We start from the raw sequence: 14574 nt of genomic DNA on the forward strand, positions 1-14574 counted from the left end.
ACCGGAGATGGTGCACGATTTTAATATGCTTACACGTGCACTAGACTCATTATAATCGATGGATAACGAGACAACCCACCGAGAGAATAATAATCACAAGCCAGAGTGGTATCGGACGCTCGTTGAGGAGGTAAATGATCTCGTGACGGTCGTCGATACTGACGGGACAATAACCTACGTTAGTCCGGCCATCACACGGATTCTCGGCTACGATCCCGGCGAATTGGTTGGCCACGAGGGACTCGAATTCGTCCATCCCGAGGATCGGGAGCGAAACGCCGACGCGCTGGAGGCTGTTCTCTCAAACCCTTCCGAATCCGAGACTGTTGAAGTCCGATTCCGCCACGCCGACGGCTCGTGGCGCTGGATTGAGGCCACAATGCGGAATCGAGTTGACGACGATATCATCGATGGGATTCTGCTTAGCAGTCGAGACATTACTGAGCGAAAAGAGCACGAACGCGAAGCGCGAGAGCTTGCCGAAGAGTACGAAGCCGTTTTGAACAGCGTGGAGGACGCCATCTTTCTGATGAATGTTGAGGAAGATGGGGATGGTGTCCGATTCGAGTTTGAGCGCCTCAGCCCCTCCTATGAGCGCCAGACTGGGATTACTACCGAGGAAGTACAGGGCCAGACACCACAGGCCGTGTTCGGTGAAGAATAGGGCGCTGAGTTAGCGGCGAACTATCACCGCTGTGTCAAGGCCGGCGAACCGATCTCGTATCAGGAGGAACTCCGGGTCAGCGAAGGAGCACGATTCTGGCAGACAAAACTTGCGCCGGTAGTCTCCGATGGTGAGATAACTCGCCTCGTTGGGGTCACTCGGAACGTGACTGAACGCGTCGAACGTGAGCGACAACTACGTCAGCAGAACGAGCGGCTCGGAGAGTTTGCGAGTGTTATCTCCCACGATTTGCGCAGTCCGCTCAACGTCGCACAGGGTCGCGCTACACTCCTTGCTGAGCAGGGAGAAAGCGAGCATCTTGATCCACTACTACAGGCGCTTGACCGGATGGAGGCGATTGTCGAGGATACGTTGACGCTTGCTCGCCAAGGTGATACAATAAGCGAAACAGAGTCGGTCAGTTTGACTAACCTCGTCGGGAAATGCTGGGCGACAGTAGACACAGGCGAGGCAACTATTGAGATTGTCGACGAAATGACCTTTCAAGCAGACCCTGACCGGTTACGCCACGTGTTCGAGAACCTGTTCCGAAACGCTGTTGAACACGGTGGATCCGACGTGACCGTTCGTGTCGGCTGTCACAACGAACTTGGGATCTACGTCGAAGACAATGGACCAGGAATTCCAGTCGAAAAGCGTGACGAGGTGCTCGAACCGGGACACTCGTCGGCACAGGGTGGTACTGGTTTCGGGTTAACTATCGTAAAACGAATCGTGGAAGCCCACGGCTGGGAGCTGTCTGTAGCTAATGGAACCGATGGTGGAGCACGGTTTGAGTTCGAGATGTCTGAACAAGGAGAGTTCGTGTAAGGTTATGTATAATTCCCGACCCATGATTGAGAAGTGCGACCTCAACTACTGAGCGCAGCGATTTCAACAGAGCCAAAACTTTAGTCTGCTTGGGCAAGTCGTCGTTTTGAGACCTGAGGTGCGAGACAAATCATGAGTGAGACCCCGCCAACCAGACTGGTTCTCCAGAGCCTTCTTGACGCCACAGCCGAGGTTGCGCTTTTGATAGACTCGGACGGTCTTGTCGTTGAGGAACTCCGGAACGACAGCGACCACGAGTTACTCGACTATGGCGACGAAGAGCTGACAAGCAAGACGCTGTGGAACGCGCTTCGGTCCTCTCAGCTTGAGCATCTCCGTACCACCATCGAAAAGGTATTCGACTGTGGAGAGACACGGCCGGTCGACATTCAGATCGGCGTCGAGGGAAAAACGAGACAAGTAGAGGGGACGGTGAGTCCAGTCGGTGACGGAGAGCCCCGCTTTGCGTTGTTGACGATCGAGGACACTACCCAGCAGATGGACAGACAACGTGCTCGTGATCTACTCAGCCGGGTCTTCGAGGTCGCTCCCATTGGTATCGTTGTCGTAGAACCGTCTGGGAACATATCACGGGCGAATGGGCGTGCCGAAGATATCCTTGATCTAGAGCGAGAAGAAATTACCAGTCGGACGTACAAAGATCAAGAGTGGAATATAACCTATGACGACGGCACACCGATTGCTTCCGACGAGCACCCAGTGACGAAAGTCCTACAGACTGGAGAGCCAGTTCTCGGCTTGGAACATTGGATTGAATTGCCGGATGGGACAAAAAAGTGGCTCTCAAGCCACTCTGCTCCGGTGTTGGACGAGGAGGGTGACGTTGAGTATGTCGTGGTCGGACTCGACGATATCACTCACGCGAAGTCTCGCGAAGAGCGACTGGAGTGGCTGGTTAGAAGCGAGGAACTGGCGGACATCGGCGGTTGGGAACTTGATCTCAAGACAGACACCGTCAGGGGAACGGCCGGTATGAACCAACTGCACGGAGATGACGACTATCCCCTCCCACTAGAGGAGGTCATCACACTGTATCACCCTGATGACCGTCGAGACATACGTGACGCGATCACCGCTTGTCGGGAGGAAGGCTCTCCGTTCGAGATTGAGGCCCGACGGCGGACAGCTGACGGGTACGAACGCTGGGTCCGTGTGGCTGGAGAGCGTGTCGAAGAAGAGGGAACAAAGAAAGTCCGCGGTGTCGTCCGAGACATCACGGTTGATAAGGAACGTGAGCAGCGACTCAGCGTGATGAATCGGGTATTACGACATAATATCAGGAACCGTGCGAATGTCATACTTGGGCATGCTGATCTGGTGAAGGACGAGCTGGAGAAACTCGATGTCCCGGAAGAAATAAAAACAGAACGACAGGAACTACTGGACTCGATCGAGAAGACATCAAAAGAAGGTCGGGATCTCCAGTCCGAGGTTCGCCTGTTGGAGAATTTATTGGCTGACCTACAACAGTCGTCTGTAGAACGGGCTGAGACGGGTGTTGACATGATCAGGACTGCCTCGGTAGACCTCACAGAGCTATCCGAGAAGGTGCGTGCTTTTGACGACGCAATTGACCGTATCGACACTGTGGATAATGTCGAACTCAGCTCGGTCATCGGTGCCCTGGTCACCGAGTACGGCGAAGAGTTTCCCGAGGCCGATATCAACGTTACCGGCGACGACGTGACGGTGACCGGTGACCGAGAGGTGCTTCGCGTGATCCTTCAGATCCCTATTGAGAACGCACTCCAACACTGTGAGGCACCGGAGCTGAGCATCTCAGTGACCGCGCCGTCGTCAAGGTCGGACCGGGTTGTTGTCAGCATCAAAGACGACGGACCTGGGATCCCCGAGTTAGAGAAGCGCTCGTTAGAAAAGGCTCAAGAGACACCAACGGCTCACAGCACAGGCATCGGACTGTGGACGATGCAGTGGCTCACCCGACGTATCGGAGGAGCAGTGTCCGTAGCGGAAAACACACACGGTGGAACGACGGTCGAATTGGAACTACCCATCTCCTTCGAGAGTAAACAGGCCCTCTCGTCGGAGTAGTGTATCACTTGTAGTAGGACTCGTGTCGGGTATGTACGCTCAGGGTTATTACAATCGGTTTTTTGTATACTTTGGCGAGTATTGAGGCTACACCGCACATACTTTATTGATACGGAGCAATAGCCGGCACCTCATTTTTCGGGTGCCCGACACGCGCCCTGTATTCAGCACAGCCTCAAGAAACTATCAGCGCTTTAGGATTTCGACAGAGCCACACCCAGGTGTTCGCACTGCGCCAGCGTAGTGTTCCTAACCAGGATGATCGGCACACTTGAACCTAATTGGTTCGGCGACCACCACTTGTTCTAGGGTCTACCGGCCCTTACAATCCGTAAAGTGAGCATCTCTACAATATGTGCCTCGTAGACCCAACTCTTCACCCAAATTGCTAGTACCCGAATCTTTCTTGTGGGTCTAGCGGGTGCTTCTCCGACGTTTCTGGGAGAAACTCCTCAAAGAGAGTTTTAAGCTCAGAGGAACTGGCATGCTCGATCTCTGGGGCATTTTGGATACACGAATACTCGAGGTCTTCTTCATAGAGCCATGCCCGCGTTTCATCATTCGGCTCTTCCCATGCCCAAACCTCCCCATTTACCTGTTTGTCGTTGTCGCTGAAGGCACCGACTTTCCTCTCTAACTGTGCTGTCAGTTCCGAGAGGCGCGAATTACTGAGGTCAACCTTGGTTTCGACGACTTTGATTTCATCCGGCTTTTCGATCCAGGCGTCGATTTCTTCTCCATTCACTGTATGGCTCCAGAACACCTCTCCATCGGAGTTGCGCCGAGCAAGAACGTAGGCACACGCCAGTTCAGCTATTGTAGACCTTGCTGAATTGATACCCGACATGAGATTCGAGTTCGCTTCGGCAATCTCAAGATAGTCGTCAGAAAGCCGGGGAGATATCTCCTCAATGAAGTCGTCTCTGTCGACTTCTATCTCCAATCGCTTCACGGGGTTCAAATCGTCTATGTTATCGATGAGGTCTTCTACCCGACGGATTTTCCACTCGCCTTCAATTTCGTAGTCAGCTCCGACGCTATCGAATATCAGCCACCCAGATGGGTCACCAACGGCTCGCGGAGGAAGACGTTGAAGAATAGCGTACGTTACAACCGACCCTTCGTCGGCCACCGGATGGTTAAACCGCGTAACATGGATGGGAACCTCCTCGTCTTCGTACTTCGAATAGCTCATCGCGAGTCCCCACAGAGTCGTTTCGATCAGAGGGACCTTGCTAAATGTGGCATTCCCGAGCCACTCGACTTGCCGACTCCAATGCAACCCGAATGCTGTCCTCGCGCTCGGACTTATATCCTCAAGCTCACGATAATCGGTCTCTCTTAGTAGAGGGCCAAAATAGGATTTGAGGGCCTTTTGCTTGGAAGTCTCCAGTAGGTCGTCGGGGCCAAGTGACCCTGCTGACTCATATCCATTGTAGCGATCATCAATCTTCTCGATGATGGAGTCGCGTATCTTGACCCGGAACGAATTGAGCGTCGTCTTTGGCTCGTTGCTGAGTCCTTCTTCCTCCAATTCCCAGGCATCACGCGGACTCCATCTTTCACTTTCGGTGAGTTTCCCAAGCTCCACTTTGTCGAGCTGGTCATCTGGGGCCAGCTCAGACCAAGCTACCTGTAGGGTAGCTGAATAGCCGAATATTGAATTTTCCCGTGGTCCAGTATCGACCCATGTATTGTAATTTGACGGGCCATAGCCGTGTGGAAGGTTTTTTCGGCTCTGCTGGAATGCGACATAGAGCGAAAGGGCCATGCAATCGCGCTTCACCTGCTCGAAGTCGAGATTTTTATCGACTGGCTCGAGATTCTCTGAGAGGGTCTTTTTTACTTCTAGCAATGGTGTCAATGCAGATCTGGATTGCTCAATATATATGGCTGAATCGTATGGGGGCGATATCTCCCGCAAATCTTTCTGTACCTCCCGGACGTTTCGTGAGAAATCCAGTTTCTCAGTCGAGTGTGGTACTTTGTCCAGGGTAGGTAGTTGCCGAATTGCTCGATCGCTGATATAGTCTGAATCGAGTCCCACAGCGGGACTATCTTGAGCAATGTTGACAAAATGCCGAACACCGGTTTCCAAGAAGAGTAGATGGCCTGGCGCGAAGTCTGACAACCCAATCTCTTCTTCGTCACAAAACTTAGTCATCCGGTCTCTTTGGGTGGTAAAGTCCAGTATAGAAAGCAGCGCCCAGATCCGACCTCCCTTAGCGTACCATTCGACATCGGATTCTTCTGGCTCAGACATCTTTTCTCAAGATAAGATTTTCAGGATAAAATAGTCATAGGTGGATTCTGATCCTCCAGAACAACTTACAAAATGCTGTACTCATTCAAGAGATATACATGAGCCTGGACTGGGAGGACCTCCGCTCACTAATCCAATGGGTCGTCCCCTGTGTGGCCATCGGGGCTACGTTGCTCGCCGCGCTCGTCCCAAGCCTGTTCGCTGTCGATCAATCAGTCCAGGGCCTCCTCCAGACGCTCGTTACTGCCCAAGCGAGCATCCTTGCAATCGTCGTCTCAGTCACACTCCTGGCGACCCAACTGGTGGCAACGAACTACGCCCCGCGGATGTCGACGCTCCTCCTGCGAACGGACCAGTTCAGGCAAACCTTCGCCCTATTCATCGGCTCGATCACTCTCGACCTCGTCGTGTACCTCGCCCTCGGGCAGGCCCAACACCCCCTTCTCTCCGGGCTATTTTACAGTACCCTAGTGCTGTTCGTCCTGGTCCTAGTATCGATCTACCTGTTCTCGATTGAGATGGTCACTCAATCGATTCCGGAACGCTTCGTAGAACTGTTCACCCAGACGGTCTCGCTCGAGGAGTACATCGACAAAGTCGAAGCTTACGCCGAGAGCCCGGAGTCGAACACACACCCGCTACAACCGCTTTTTCGCTATACCATGACAGCGTTGTCGAAAGGCGAGTATTCAGCTGCTACCTCGGCGTTAGACCACTATATCCCCTACACAGAGAAGACCCTCACCGAGGTCGAGGAGCGGGAGTTGTTGGATGATTCGGAGTTCGGCGCTAAGGAGGAACTGTTTGGCCCGGTCCTGAAAGACCATCTCCACCTCATCGCTCAGCACGCCGCCGAGAACGACGAATCACAAATACGGAATACGGCGATTAGGGGCCAGGTCGAGATCGGCACACAAGGGGTTGGAATTGGGCCACAGTCACGAGTCACGAATCAGGCCTTGAGGGGGCTCCAGAACACGATTCGCGACGGGCCGTATACCGACCGCGGGTACGCCTCACTGAACCAGTGCTGGAAAGGAGTGGGCGAATTGGCCGAAGCTGCCTCTGAGGTCGAATCGAGCACGACCGTGCTTACAGCTCGTGGAATCGTACGCCGGTGGCTGCGCCATTCCGTCAGAACTGTCGAAGAACCTGGGTGGATGTCCGACTCGTCTCGTGTCTTGTTCGAGCACCTCTGTGAGGCGCATGCAAATACGCTCGACTTAATCGGTGAGAACCAGCCTCTCAAACAGTTCGGGCCCGACGACCTACATGGCGACGGCAGACAAACACCGCCTGATGTAGTCGAACAACTGCGATATTGTCAGCAAGCACTCTTCGAGTTCACCAGCGTCTTTCTCGAGCATCGAATCGAGAACGGGCGATGGATACCGACTGAAGGCAATTACAGGCGAGCCTGGCAGAACCTCGTAATCGATACTGCTGACACTGGTGCCACTGTCTTAGCCGTTGACCTGTGCGAGGTGCTGATCCAGATGGCCTTTATCGAGAACACAGCCAAGCTCCCATCTGTTGATCGGCCCACAGCCAGGGGGATCGACCCAGTGGATCTGAACGAGGTCAGCCACTGGGTCAGAGAACTTCAGACAATCGAAGAAAAAACGGCCTCCGATGTCGTCTCTCGGGCCTTCGAGAACCTCCTATCGTACGAACCAGTGGACCCGTCGCCAAACCACTTCATCGTGACTGGTGAAGAAGAACCTGAACGAGAAGAGCTCTACCAGTTCGATGTGGACGTCGACGACTACCATGAGCTCAACACGCGAGAGGAGTACCCGGGTGCCCTTCGTCAGTTGAGAGATGAAGTTCTCAGGCCCGGATAGAGCCCGGGTTTTTACACCGGCTACAGCCTTCAGTGTCTGGTTTTGAATCTTGGTCTCCACCCTCATCCGATAACGGCGATATACCCTGAGAGCCAACTTAACATAGCAACCGGACAAGACTCCTATCATGGACGAGCGGTTATACGACGCGTATCAGCAAATTTGGGAACCTCCAAAGACCGACGAAGTACGTATTCAAATGGGTCAGGAATCTGCATTCAAGACGAACCTTTACAACGCAATCCGGGATCTCGGACTTGACAGAGATCACCACCGAATCACGAATAGAGGTCTCGCCAGGAAATTTCAAGAAGGACTCATCGAGATAGCCGAAACGCACGGGACAGACCTTACCGAAGACGAGTTGAGCGCTCATTTTCAGAACAAGAAGAACAATATTTTCTCGAATTGGTTAGGGACACCACCAGGCACGTACACGCTTGTCTTCCCGATAATGATTCGGAGCAAGCATTTCCCAAATGAGGTCGAGCTCTACGAGTCGAAAATAGAGCAAATCGACGAAAGCAAGTGGGAAGACCATCTCACGACGGCCAAAAATGATGATGAGTCAAACTTCGACTCCTTCTTGGATGAACTCCCGAACGACTACTCTGACCACCCGTTGAAACGCCGTGAGTGGACCTATTTGAAAGTCGAAATTGAAGCACGAGACGAATTCTATGGCCTATACTGGGTCTCTGAACTCATCGAAACACGCTTCGCGGAGATAAACTTCTTCGATCAACTCTGGGTCGCAGGTATGCCGCAACCGGGGGGTTCAGACCGTCCTTCCTACGAGAAATGGACCAGACATCAAGAACCACCGTTCTACCTCATATTCCAAGAAGGGGATTTCGTTACGTATCGCCCGATGGATTTCGATTATCGGCGTTCGATAGGTCGCTTCCATTTCAACCACACAGATGATGTCGACGAAATTAGCGACATCCCAACGTTCGACTATGATGCTGACAAGGGAACCTACGAGGGCTATATTATCAGTGCGCTACTCGCATATCAAGATGGGATAACCGAACGGCCTGTTCGGCAATCCTTCTTCAGTTTCTGGAGGGGCATCGAGATCCTCTCAAATACCAGCGACTATTCGAACGCCAGCGACTTCGACAAAATGGTTGACCGTGGCGAATTTGCATTAGCCTATCACCATGACAGGGATGACTCGCTCCGTCCCGAATTGAAGCGGGCTATCGAAGAGATAGAGGGGAAACGCCACGAACTCGTTCATGAAGGGCTGAAGACCGAGATTCACCGAGGTCACCGGAATGGTGCGAAATTACTGCTGGACGGGTTGTTACTCCTACACATCGACAAATACGGACAATGGGATATCGATGATATGGAGTCGTTCCTCAAACATGGCGTCGAATATCAAGAGAAGGTTCAGTTCGTCACAACGCTGCTATCGGACTTCTCGTAGCGGTTCCAGGGTTATCACACATTCTCGTCGTCAAGAGAGATCTCCGGCTCGTCAGGAATGTCTCCACCGTCTTCGTCGAGCTGCTCTCTGAGGTGATTAAATACGTAGACCAATCCACCGACCCATATGACGAATATACTCCCTGGCTCAAGCCATACCGGGACATCCGTGACGAATGTGAACTCCGCCACCCGAAGTAGATAGGCGAATAGTGGAACCCCGACAGAGAGAACGATCGTTACAACCGTCGCTCGGAGACTTCCTCGAATACGTGACGGATCTAACGACTCGTGACGATCAACGAGCCGTTCTCGCTCATCTTGTAGTGACCTGATCTCGGTCATCGTCTGAATCCAGCGACGATAGTTTCGGTTGTACCGCTCGTTGGTATACATTTGCCACATATGTTCTATCTGATTATTACTCGCGATGACCGCTGAGTCAGTGAAGGTGCCAGGGTCAATGTTGGGCCCCATCCAACTCGAAGACGGCGTGAGGGCTTCTTGGATATCTTCGAAGTGTTCCTGAAGGACGTTATGCTGTTCTTCGTTTAATCGATCTACTCCAAGGTAGTCGGCAAACTCCTGCTGTAGCCTTCGTGGTGTGAGGTCGTCAGGATCGATGTCAAATTCGGTTCCGACATGATCCTCGATGAACTCGTCAACCTGATCTGCTGCTTCCTCGCGACGTTGGTTGGCTTCCTCTTGTTCCCGAATTTGTTCGAGGGTATCTTGGAAATGCTCGTACTGAGTATCTAAGTTCCCAATACGGGCATCGATTGTCTCTATACGTCGCTCGATTCGTTCTCGTTGCGCGTTGAGGTTTGATAGGTTACTCGCCAGCAGCGCCGTGAGGATACCAATGAAGACGCTGGCTGCCCCAGCAAGTGCCGCATAGAACCCCGTAACCATTGGTCAGCGATCCCCCTCTTCAAGAAGCGTGTCTCCATTCACTGTGTAACTACCCCGATCCCATTTTCCATTCTCAATGTTCTCTGTACCGGCTTCGTGACCAAACTGTCGCCATATTTCCGATAGAATAGGCTCCAAGTCACCGATCACTTCTTCAGATCTAATCTGAACCGTCCCGTACTCTGTGGTGTAGAAGTCAGTTCCAAAGGTCGACGGATGAGAAAGTCGAATACCTCTGCCTTGGTTAGGTCGGTCAAGTTTCACTTCGCTGGCGTCTAAGAATGAGAGGAAAACGAATGCACTCCCCGAAAATCCCATCTTTGCTAACTTGGATACGACATCCCTTGTAGTCAAGACGATGTGTGCGTCAAGTCCTATCCCAGCACCACTTTGGATTGCTCCACGAATCCATTGATCACCACCATTCCCGGCTATGATGGCCGATGTTGAAACGGACTCGTATAGCCCATCATTCTGAAAGAGTCCGTATGAGTGCTTTTCATCACTACCGAGATGATTCCCGTAAGCGATAGTGGACTTCCCTCGAGTCTCAGGGTAACTGTGTCGCTCATAGAGAATCGGTGGATCAGGAATCTTCCCTGCTGACTTGACCTTTCTCTTCGAAAATATTCCGTTGGGGATGATATGTAGGACGACAGCTGGTCCTGATTTAATTTCACTGGCGTCGCCGTCGCGATTCCGAATTTGCTTGAGCCGATCCTGAACCAACTCCTCGATCTCTTCGATGTGGTCACTATCCCGTTGAAGATCGGCGTCGAGGTACTTCTCCGCTAATTGCTGGTGATTCTGACGTAATTCTCCGAGGATATTGTCCCGGTGGAGGAGTTTCAACCGCCAACCGTATTCGCTCTGAATCTCGTCCTCCATCTCCAGCTCTTGCTGTCCCGTAACCCGCTGGTTAGTCACGAACAGCAGGAGGTCGTACTCCTCGTCACGGTTCTCCTCTAACTGTTCGACCTTCTCGGCGTCATCCCGTAGTTTCCGTTTCCAGTCCTTCCGCTTACTCGCGTGGGCGATTCCGTTCCGCTCACCGAGTTCGATACGGGCGTCCCAGCCACCATCAGCTCCGGCCCCGCCACTTTCGTGGACCTCATACCCTTCCTCACGGAGAAACGCCATCGAGAAATCCTCGAAACGCTGCCCGTCGATAGTTTCGAGGGCAAACTCGAGCTCGTCCATGTCTGGTATTGATGAACTCTAGCGTATAATCACTCGGGAGACAGAAGCGTTAGGCTTGGTCCCAGAAGCCGGCGTCGCCGTACTCGACTCGGACTACGTCCTCACATTCTTCGAGTTCTGTCTTGATCTGTTCTCGGTCGTCTCCCGTGATGTCCGCAATCTCAGTGGTAGTGATCGGGCCGTATTCGCCAACGAGCTGGTCGTAAGTCGATGGGTCGCCGACAGGCAGGACATCGTTGTCGAGTAAGACGCCATAAGCAAGACCATATTCGAGGTGACCGCTCCACGGGATCTCGTGGTCTCCGATCGTTACATGCATGATCGGTATTGCCTCGGACTCACCCATATCGTCGATATCCCCGTACCAGTTCTCCTCAAACTCGTAGGTGTCAAAGCCTACTTCGCCTGCGAGTTCGACGAGCAGCTCACGATCCTCAATATTTCGACCTTCGGCTAACGCAACGATCCGTAAGCGCCGAAGGTAATCCCGGAAGAGATCCGGATCCAGTTCTTGGGCGACGTGTAGCGCACTCGTTGACAGCTTCGTGTTGTCGGGAAGTTCAACGACCTGAGCGTAGGGCATGTCGTACCGGGAAGACACTTCTCCCCAGTCGTTGCTGTCGAGTTCACGTGGTGTGAAGGGCTCGTAGGAGAGGTCAAAACTCAGGCCGAAGTCCTGTTCCAACTTCTTGAGGACGGGTTCGATACCCCAGCCTGTCGCGTCCCAGGCGTCGGTGTAGACGACCAGTTCGCCTTCCTGTGGCTCTTGATCGTCATCTTCTACAAGTACTGGCAGAACGGGGCCGAGTTTCCGCACCCCGTGGACTACAATCCGTTCATGATCGCGAAAAAGAAAATGTCTCTCTCAACTCGGCGGGTGAAGGAACCACCCCGAATTCCGGTTGAGGATCTACGGGACGTAGTCCGGGACGTGAAGCACATTCGGGACCGCGCGTTCATCGTAACGCAGCTCAAACTGGGCCTGCGCGCCAGTGAGATGGCAAACATCAAGATAAGCGAACTGAACATCACCAACAGCGAAGTGGCTGAGCATTACCCGGAAATGGGAACCTCACCGCATGTCTCTCGGTTTGAGAACGCCGTCTACATCCCTCACGATCGTGAAGGGAATAAATCAAAACGCCCCCGAATTCTCCCTGTCGACGAGGAACTTCGCCGACTTTGGATGAACTATCTACTCATCCGGCCTGACAACGAGCAGCCATGGTTGTTCCTCTCTCGTACGAGCAACTCACAGGTAGACGATGAGGCGATTAACCTCGCTTGGAAGCGCCACTTCCATCCAGAGTATGAAGAGACACAGCAGTACCGGGCTGTAACATCGCACTATGGCCGTCACCGGTTCACTACGTTCTGGCGCGTTGAGCAAGACTTGAACCGAGAATTGATCAAATATATGCGCGGTGATACTTCAGCCGGTGGGACTACTGATCCTGCTGGTGGGATCGACCACTACATCCATAGCTACTATGAGGATATTGAACCACTCTATCGAGAACGAATTTACAAACTGGTGATATAGCCACGCTAAGCTCGGTTGAAATGATTATTTATAATCGATGGTCATTTATGAAATGTCGACTAATGATTACATTCTGAACTTCTCAAATAAGACGAAGGGAATGAATTATTCTCCCAATCGTATCTGATGATTGGCGACCAAACTATTTGACACAAGACTTCCTAGAGGACTTCCATGGACCGAGATACTGTAGGATCTGCCCCACGTAACGGGAAAACCTTCGATTCTCGGATACACAAAATTGACAGCGCTGGGAAGGGAGTTATCGAAACCGCCGGTAAAAACGACATAATTCTCGGTCCGGTTGACCAGGACGCAGTCGGCGAACGGATTGAAGCAATGAAGCTGCCTGGACCATATGCGAGAATCAAGAGACCTAGAAAAATACTTCCTTCAAATTATATTGAAGAACTTCAGGATCTCGTGCCATACGATTTCTCTATTGACTACGGTGACGCATACGGAACTATCGGGAAACAGGGTTTAGATTATCACGAGAAGGGATACGGAATCCTCGAGTACGTGCCGCCATGGGAGACTAATGAATTACATGAAGCCACAATTGATAGGAGAAGCAACGCTGGCAATGGAATCGTCTACATAGATGATCGTTCTGTGAATATTGGACCGGTTCGAGAAGGTGTTACAGGCTCTGATATCACGGTGATTCTGGTTGGGCCGTCAGTCGGTGTCTGTAAGACCATCTCCGTAAGAGCAGAGAACTATTTCAAAAACCTGCCGAAATCCATAGATGAAGATCTAATTGACACTACAGATAATTTTAAAATTGGTATGAAGGTCCGAGACCGTGAGGCGGATGATTCAAAAAATTTTGTTGTCGTCAATCTTCCTCCAATCCCGGCCCAAGACTACATCGTATATCACGGCAGTCAAACAGAGATTTCGGTTGCCGAAGACAACCCTCAGTATGACCAATTTGCCTCTGTTGTCATCGTCGTCGATGAAAAGACCCTAACCGAGGAGTATCCAGATTTTACTGGCGACAAACCAATACCGTTGGAAACTCTCTCCAGCGGTAATACAGACCATTACACGTTTCCTCCAGAGCGTCTGGAACCAACCGGGGATTACCTTTCACAAGCAATTGAAGATTCAGAACAGATAGATCCGGGAACTGTTTCTCAAGTAGATTCGTCACATCCTAGCCATTTCGATTCCAACGAATCAGGCGGTGAAGTAGATAATAGTGAACCAGAAGATGTGATAGCCAACGACGACTCTCCAAATAAATATCGGACACATTTAAACAGCGGTTCTGAAATAAATTCTAGTGATCTGAATGCTTCAACAGCTACAGATCAGACAAACCCGGAGGCAACCAACTCACGTTATTCACCTAGCACAGATGAAGAAGAATCCAGTCGATCGCAGGACCAGCAGAGGAATACCTCGTCTCCAGAATCAGGCAGTAAGGATCTAGACGAGCTTCGAGAGAAAGCACAAGAAAGTGCTGTTGAGGAAGTATCTCAGGGAGCAGTTACCACGAATTCGACCTCTCAGTATTCCCGTTCATCCGAAATCCGCGAATATGTAATGGCTCGTGCAGATGGAACATGCGAGGGATGTAACAACCCTGCTCCATTCACTAGCAAGACTGGAGAACCCTATCTACATGCCCATCATATCCACGAATTGAGCGACGGAGGCTCAGATACACCTGATACGGTTACAGCACTTTGCCCCAACTGCCATTATCGAGTTCACCATGGTAAGAACGGTGACGAGTTCAACAAAGAGTTGCTAGAAAAGGTTCAGCGGCTTGAGGAGGACAGAAATTAGAAAACTC

The 14574-nt window shown here is 51.9% G+C and carries 11 protein-coding genes; 7 read left to right on the forward strand and 4 right to left on the reverse strand.

Annotation, left to right across the window (positions count from 1 at the left end):
- The first annotated feature begins 58 nt into the window (after positions 1 to 58).
- From HPS36_RS16840 to HPS36_RS01630, 3 genes are all read left to right on the forward strand, one after another.
- Positions 59 to 664, forward strand: coding sequence for a PAS domain-containing protein (locus HPS36_RS16840; RefSeq protein ID WP_235681723.1), 606 nt, complete (start codon positions 59 to 61; stop codon positions 662 to 664).
- A 165-nt stretch (positions 665 to 829) separates the two neighbouring features.
- The gene (locus HPS36_RS16845; RefSeq protein WP_235681724.1) at positions 830 to 1495 is read left to right on the forward strand and encodes a sensor histidine kinase; all 666 of its coding nucleotides are present in this window, start codon (positions 830 to 832) and stop codon (positions 1493 to 1495) included.
- A 132-nt stretch (positions 1496 to 1627) separates the two neighbouring features.
- Positions 1628 to 3568, forward strand: coding sequence for a sensor histidine kinase (locus HPS36_RS01630; RefSeq protein ID WP_173228254.1), 1941 nt, complete (start codon positions 1628 to 1630; stop codon positions 3566 to 3568).
- Positions 3569 to 3956: 388 nt separating this feature from the next.
- On the opposite strand, the gene HPS36_RS01635 is transcribed toward HPS36_RS01630, so the two are convergent.
- Positions 3957 to 5831, reverse strand: coding sequence for a hypothetical protein (locus HPS36_RS01635; RefSeq protein WP_173228255.1), 1875 nt, complete (start codon positions 5829 to 5831; stop codon positions 3957 to 3959).
- Positions 5832 to 5929: 98 nt separating this feature from the next.
- Here HPS36_RS01635 and HPS36_RS01640 point away from each other — a divergent pair, with 98 nt between their 5' ends.
- Both HPS36_RS01640 and HPS36_RS01645 read left to right on the forward strand, forming a co-directional pair.
- A complete protein-coding gene (locus HPS36_RS01640; protein ID WP_173228256.1) occupies positions 5930 to 7675 on the forward strand; it encodes a DUF2254 family protein in 1746 nt (581 codons plus the stop codon).
- A gap of 127 nt (positions 7676 to 7802) precedes the next feature.
- Positions 7803 to 9113 (forward strand): hypothetical protein, encoded by a 1311-nt coding sequence (locus HPS36_RS01645; RefSeq protein ID WP_173228257.1) that lies wholly within the window; start codon positions 7803 to 7805, stop codon positions 9111 to 9113.
- 14 nt (positions 9114 to 9127) lie between these two features.
- Here HPS36_RS01645 and HPS36_RS01650 read toward each other — a convergent pair whose 3' ends face one another.
- Genes HPS36_RS01650 through HPS36_RS01660 form a run of 3 tightly spaced genes read right to left on the reverse strand, consistent with a single transcriptional unit; the run spans position 9128 to position 12041 of the window.
- A complete protein-coding gene (locus HPS36_RS01650) occupies positions 9128 to 10024 on the reverse strand; it encodes a hypothetical protein (RefSeq protein WP_173228258.1) in 897 nt (298 codons plus the stop codon).
- Between the two features lie 3 nt (positions 10025 to 10027).
- A complete protein-coding gene (locus tag HPS36_RS01655) occupies positions 10028 to 11224 on the reverse strand; it encodes a restriction endonuclease (protein ID WP_173228259.1) in 1197 nt (398 codons plus the stop codon).
- Between the two features lie 49 nt (positions 11225 to 11273).
- Positions 11274 to 12041, reverse strand: a complete 768-nt coding sequence (locus tag HPS36_RS01660) for a thioredoxin domain-containing protein (protein ID WP_173228260.1) — start codon at positions 12039 to 12041, stop codon at positions 11274 to 11276.
- A gap of 3 nt (positions 12042 to 12044) precedes the next feature.
- Here HPS36_RS01660 and HPS36_RS01665 point away from each other — a divergent pair, with 3 nt between their 5' ends.
- Both HPS36_RS01665 and HPS36_RS01670 read left to right on the forward strand, forming a co-directional pair.
- Entirely contained in the window at positions 12045 to 12767 is a 723-nt protein-coding gene (locus HPS36_RS01665; RefSeq protein WP_235681725.1) for a site-specific integrase, read from the forward strand.
- Between the two features lie 174 nt (positions 12768 to 12941).
- Entirely contained in the window at positions 12942 to 14567 is a 1626-nt protein-coding gene (locus HPS36_RS01670; RefSeq protein WP_173228261.1) for an HNH endonuclease, read from the forward strand.
- Positions 14568 to 14574 lie beyond the last annotated feature (7 nt).

The organism is Halorubrum salinarum (assembly GCF_013267195.1).
In the GTDB taxonomy this organism is placed as follows: Archaea; Halobacteriota; Halobacteria; order Halobacteriales; family Haloferacaceae; genus Halorubrum; species Halorubrum salinarum.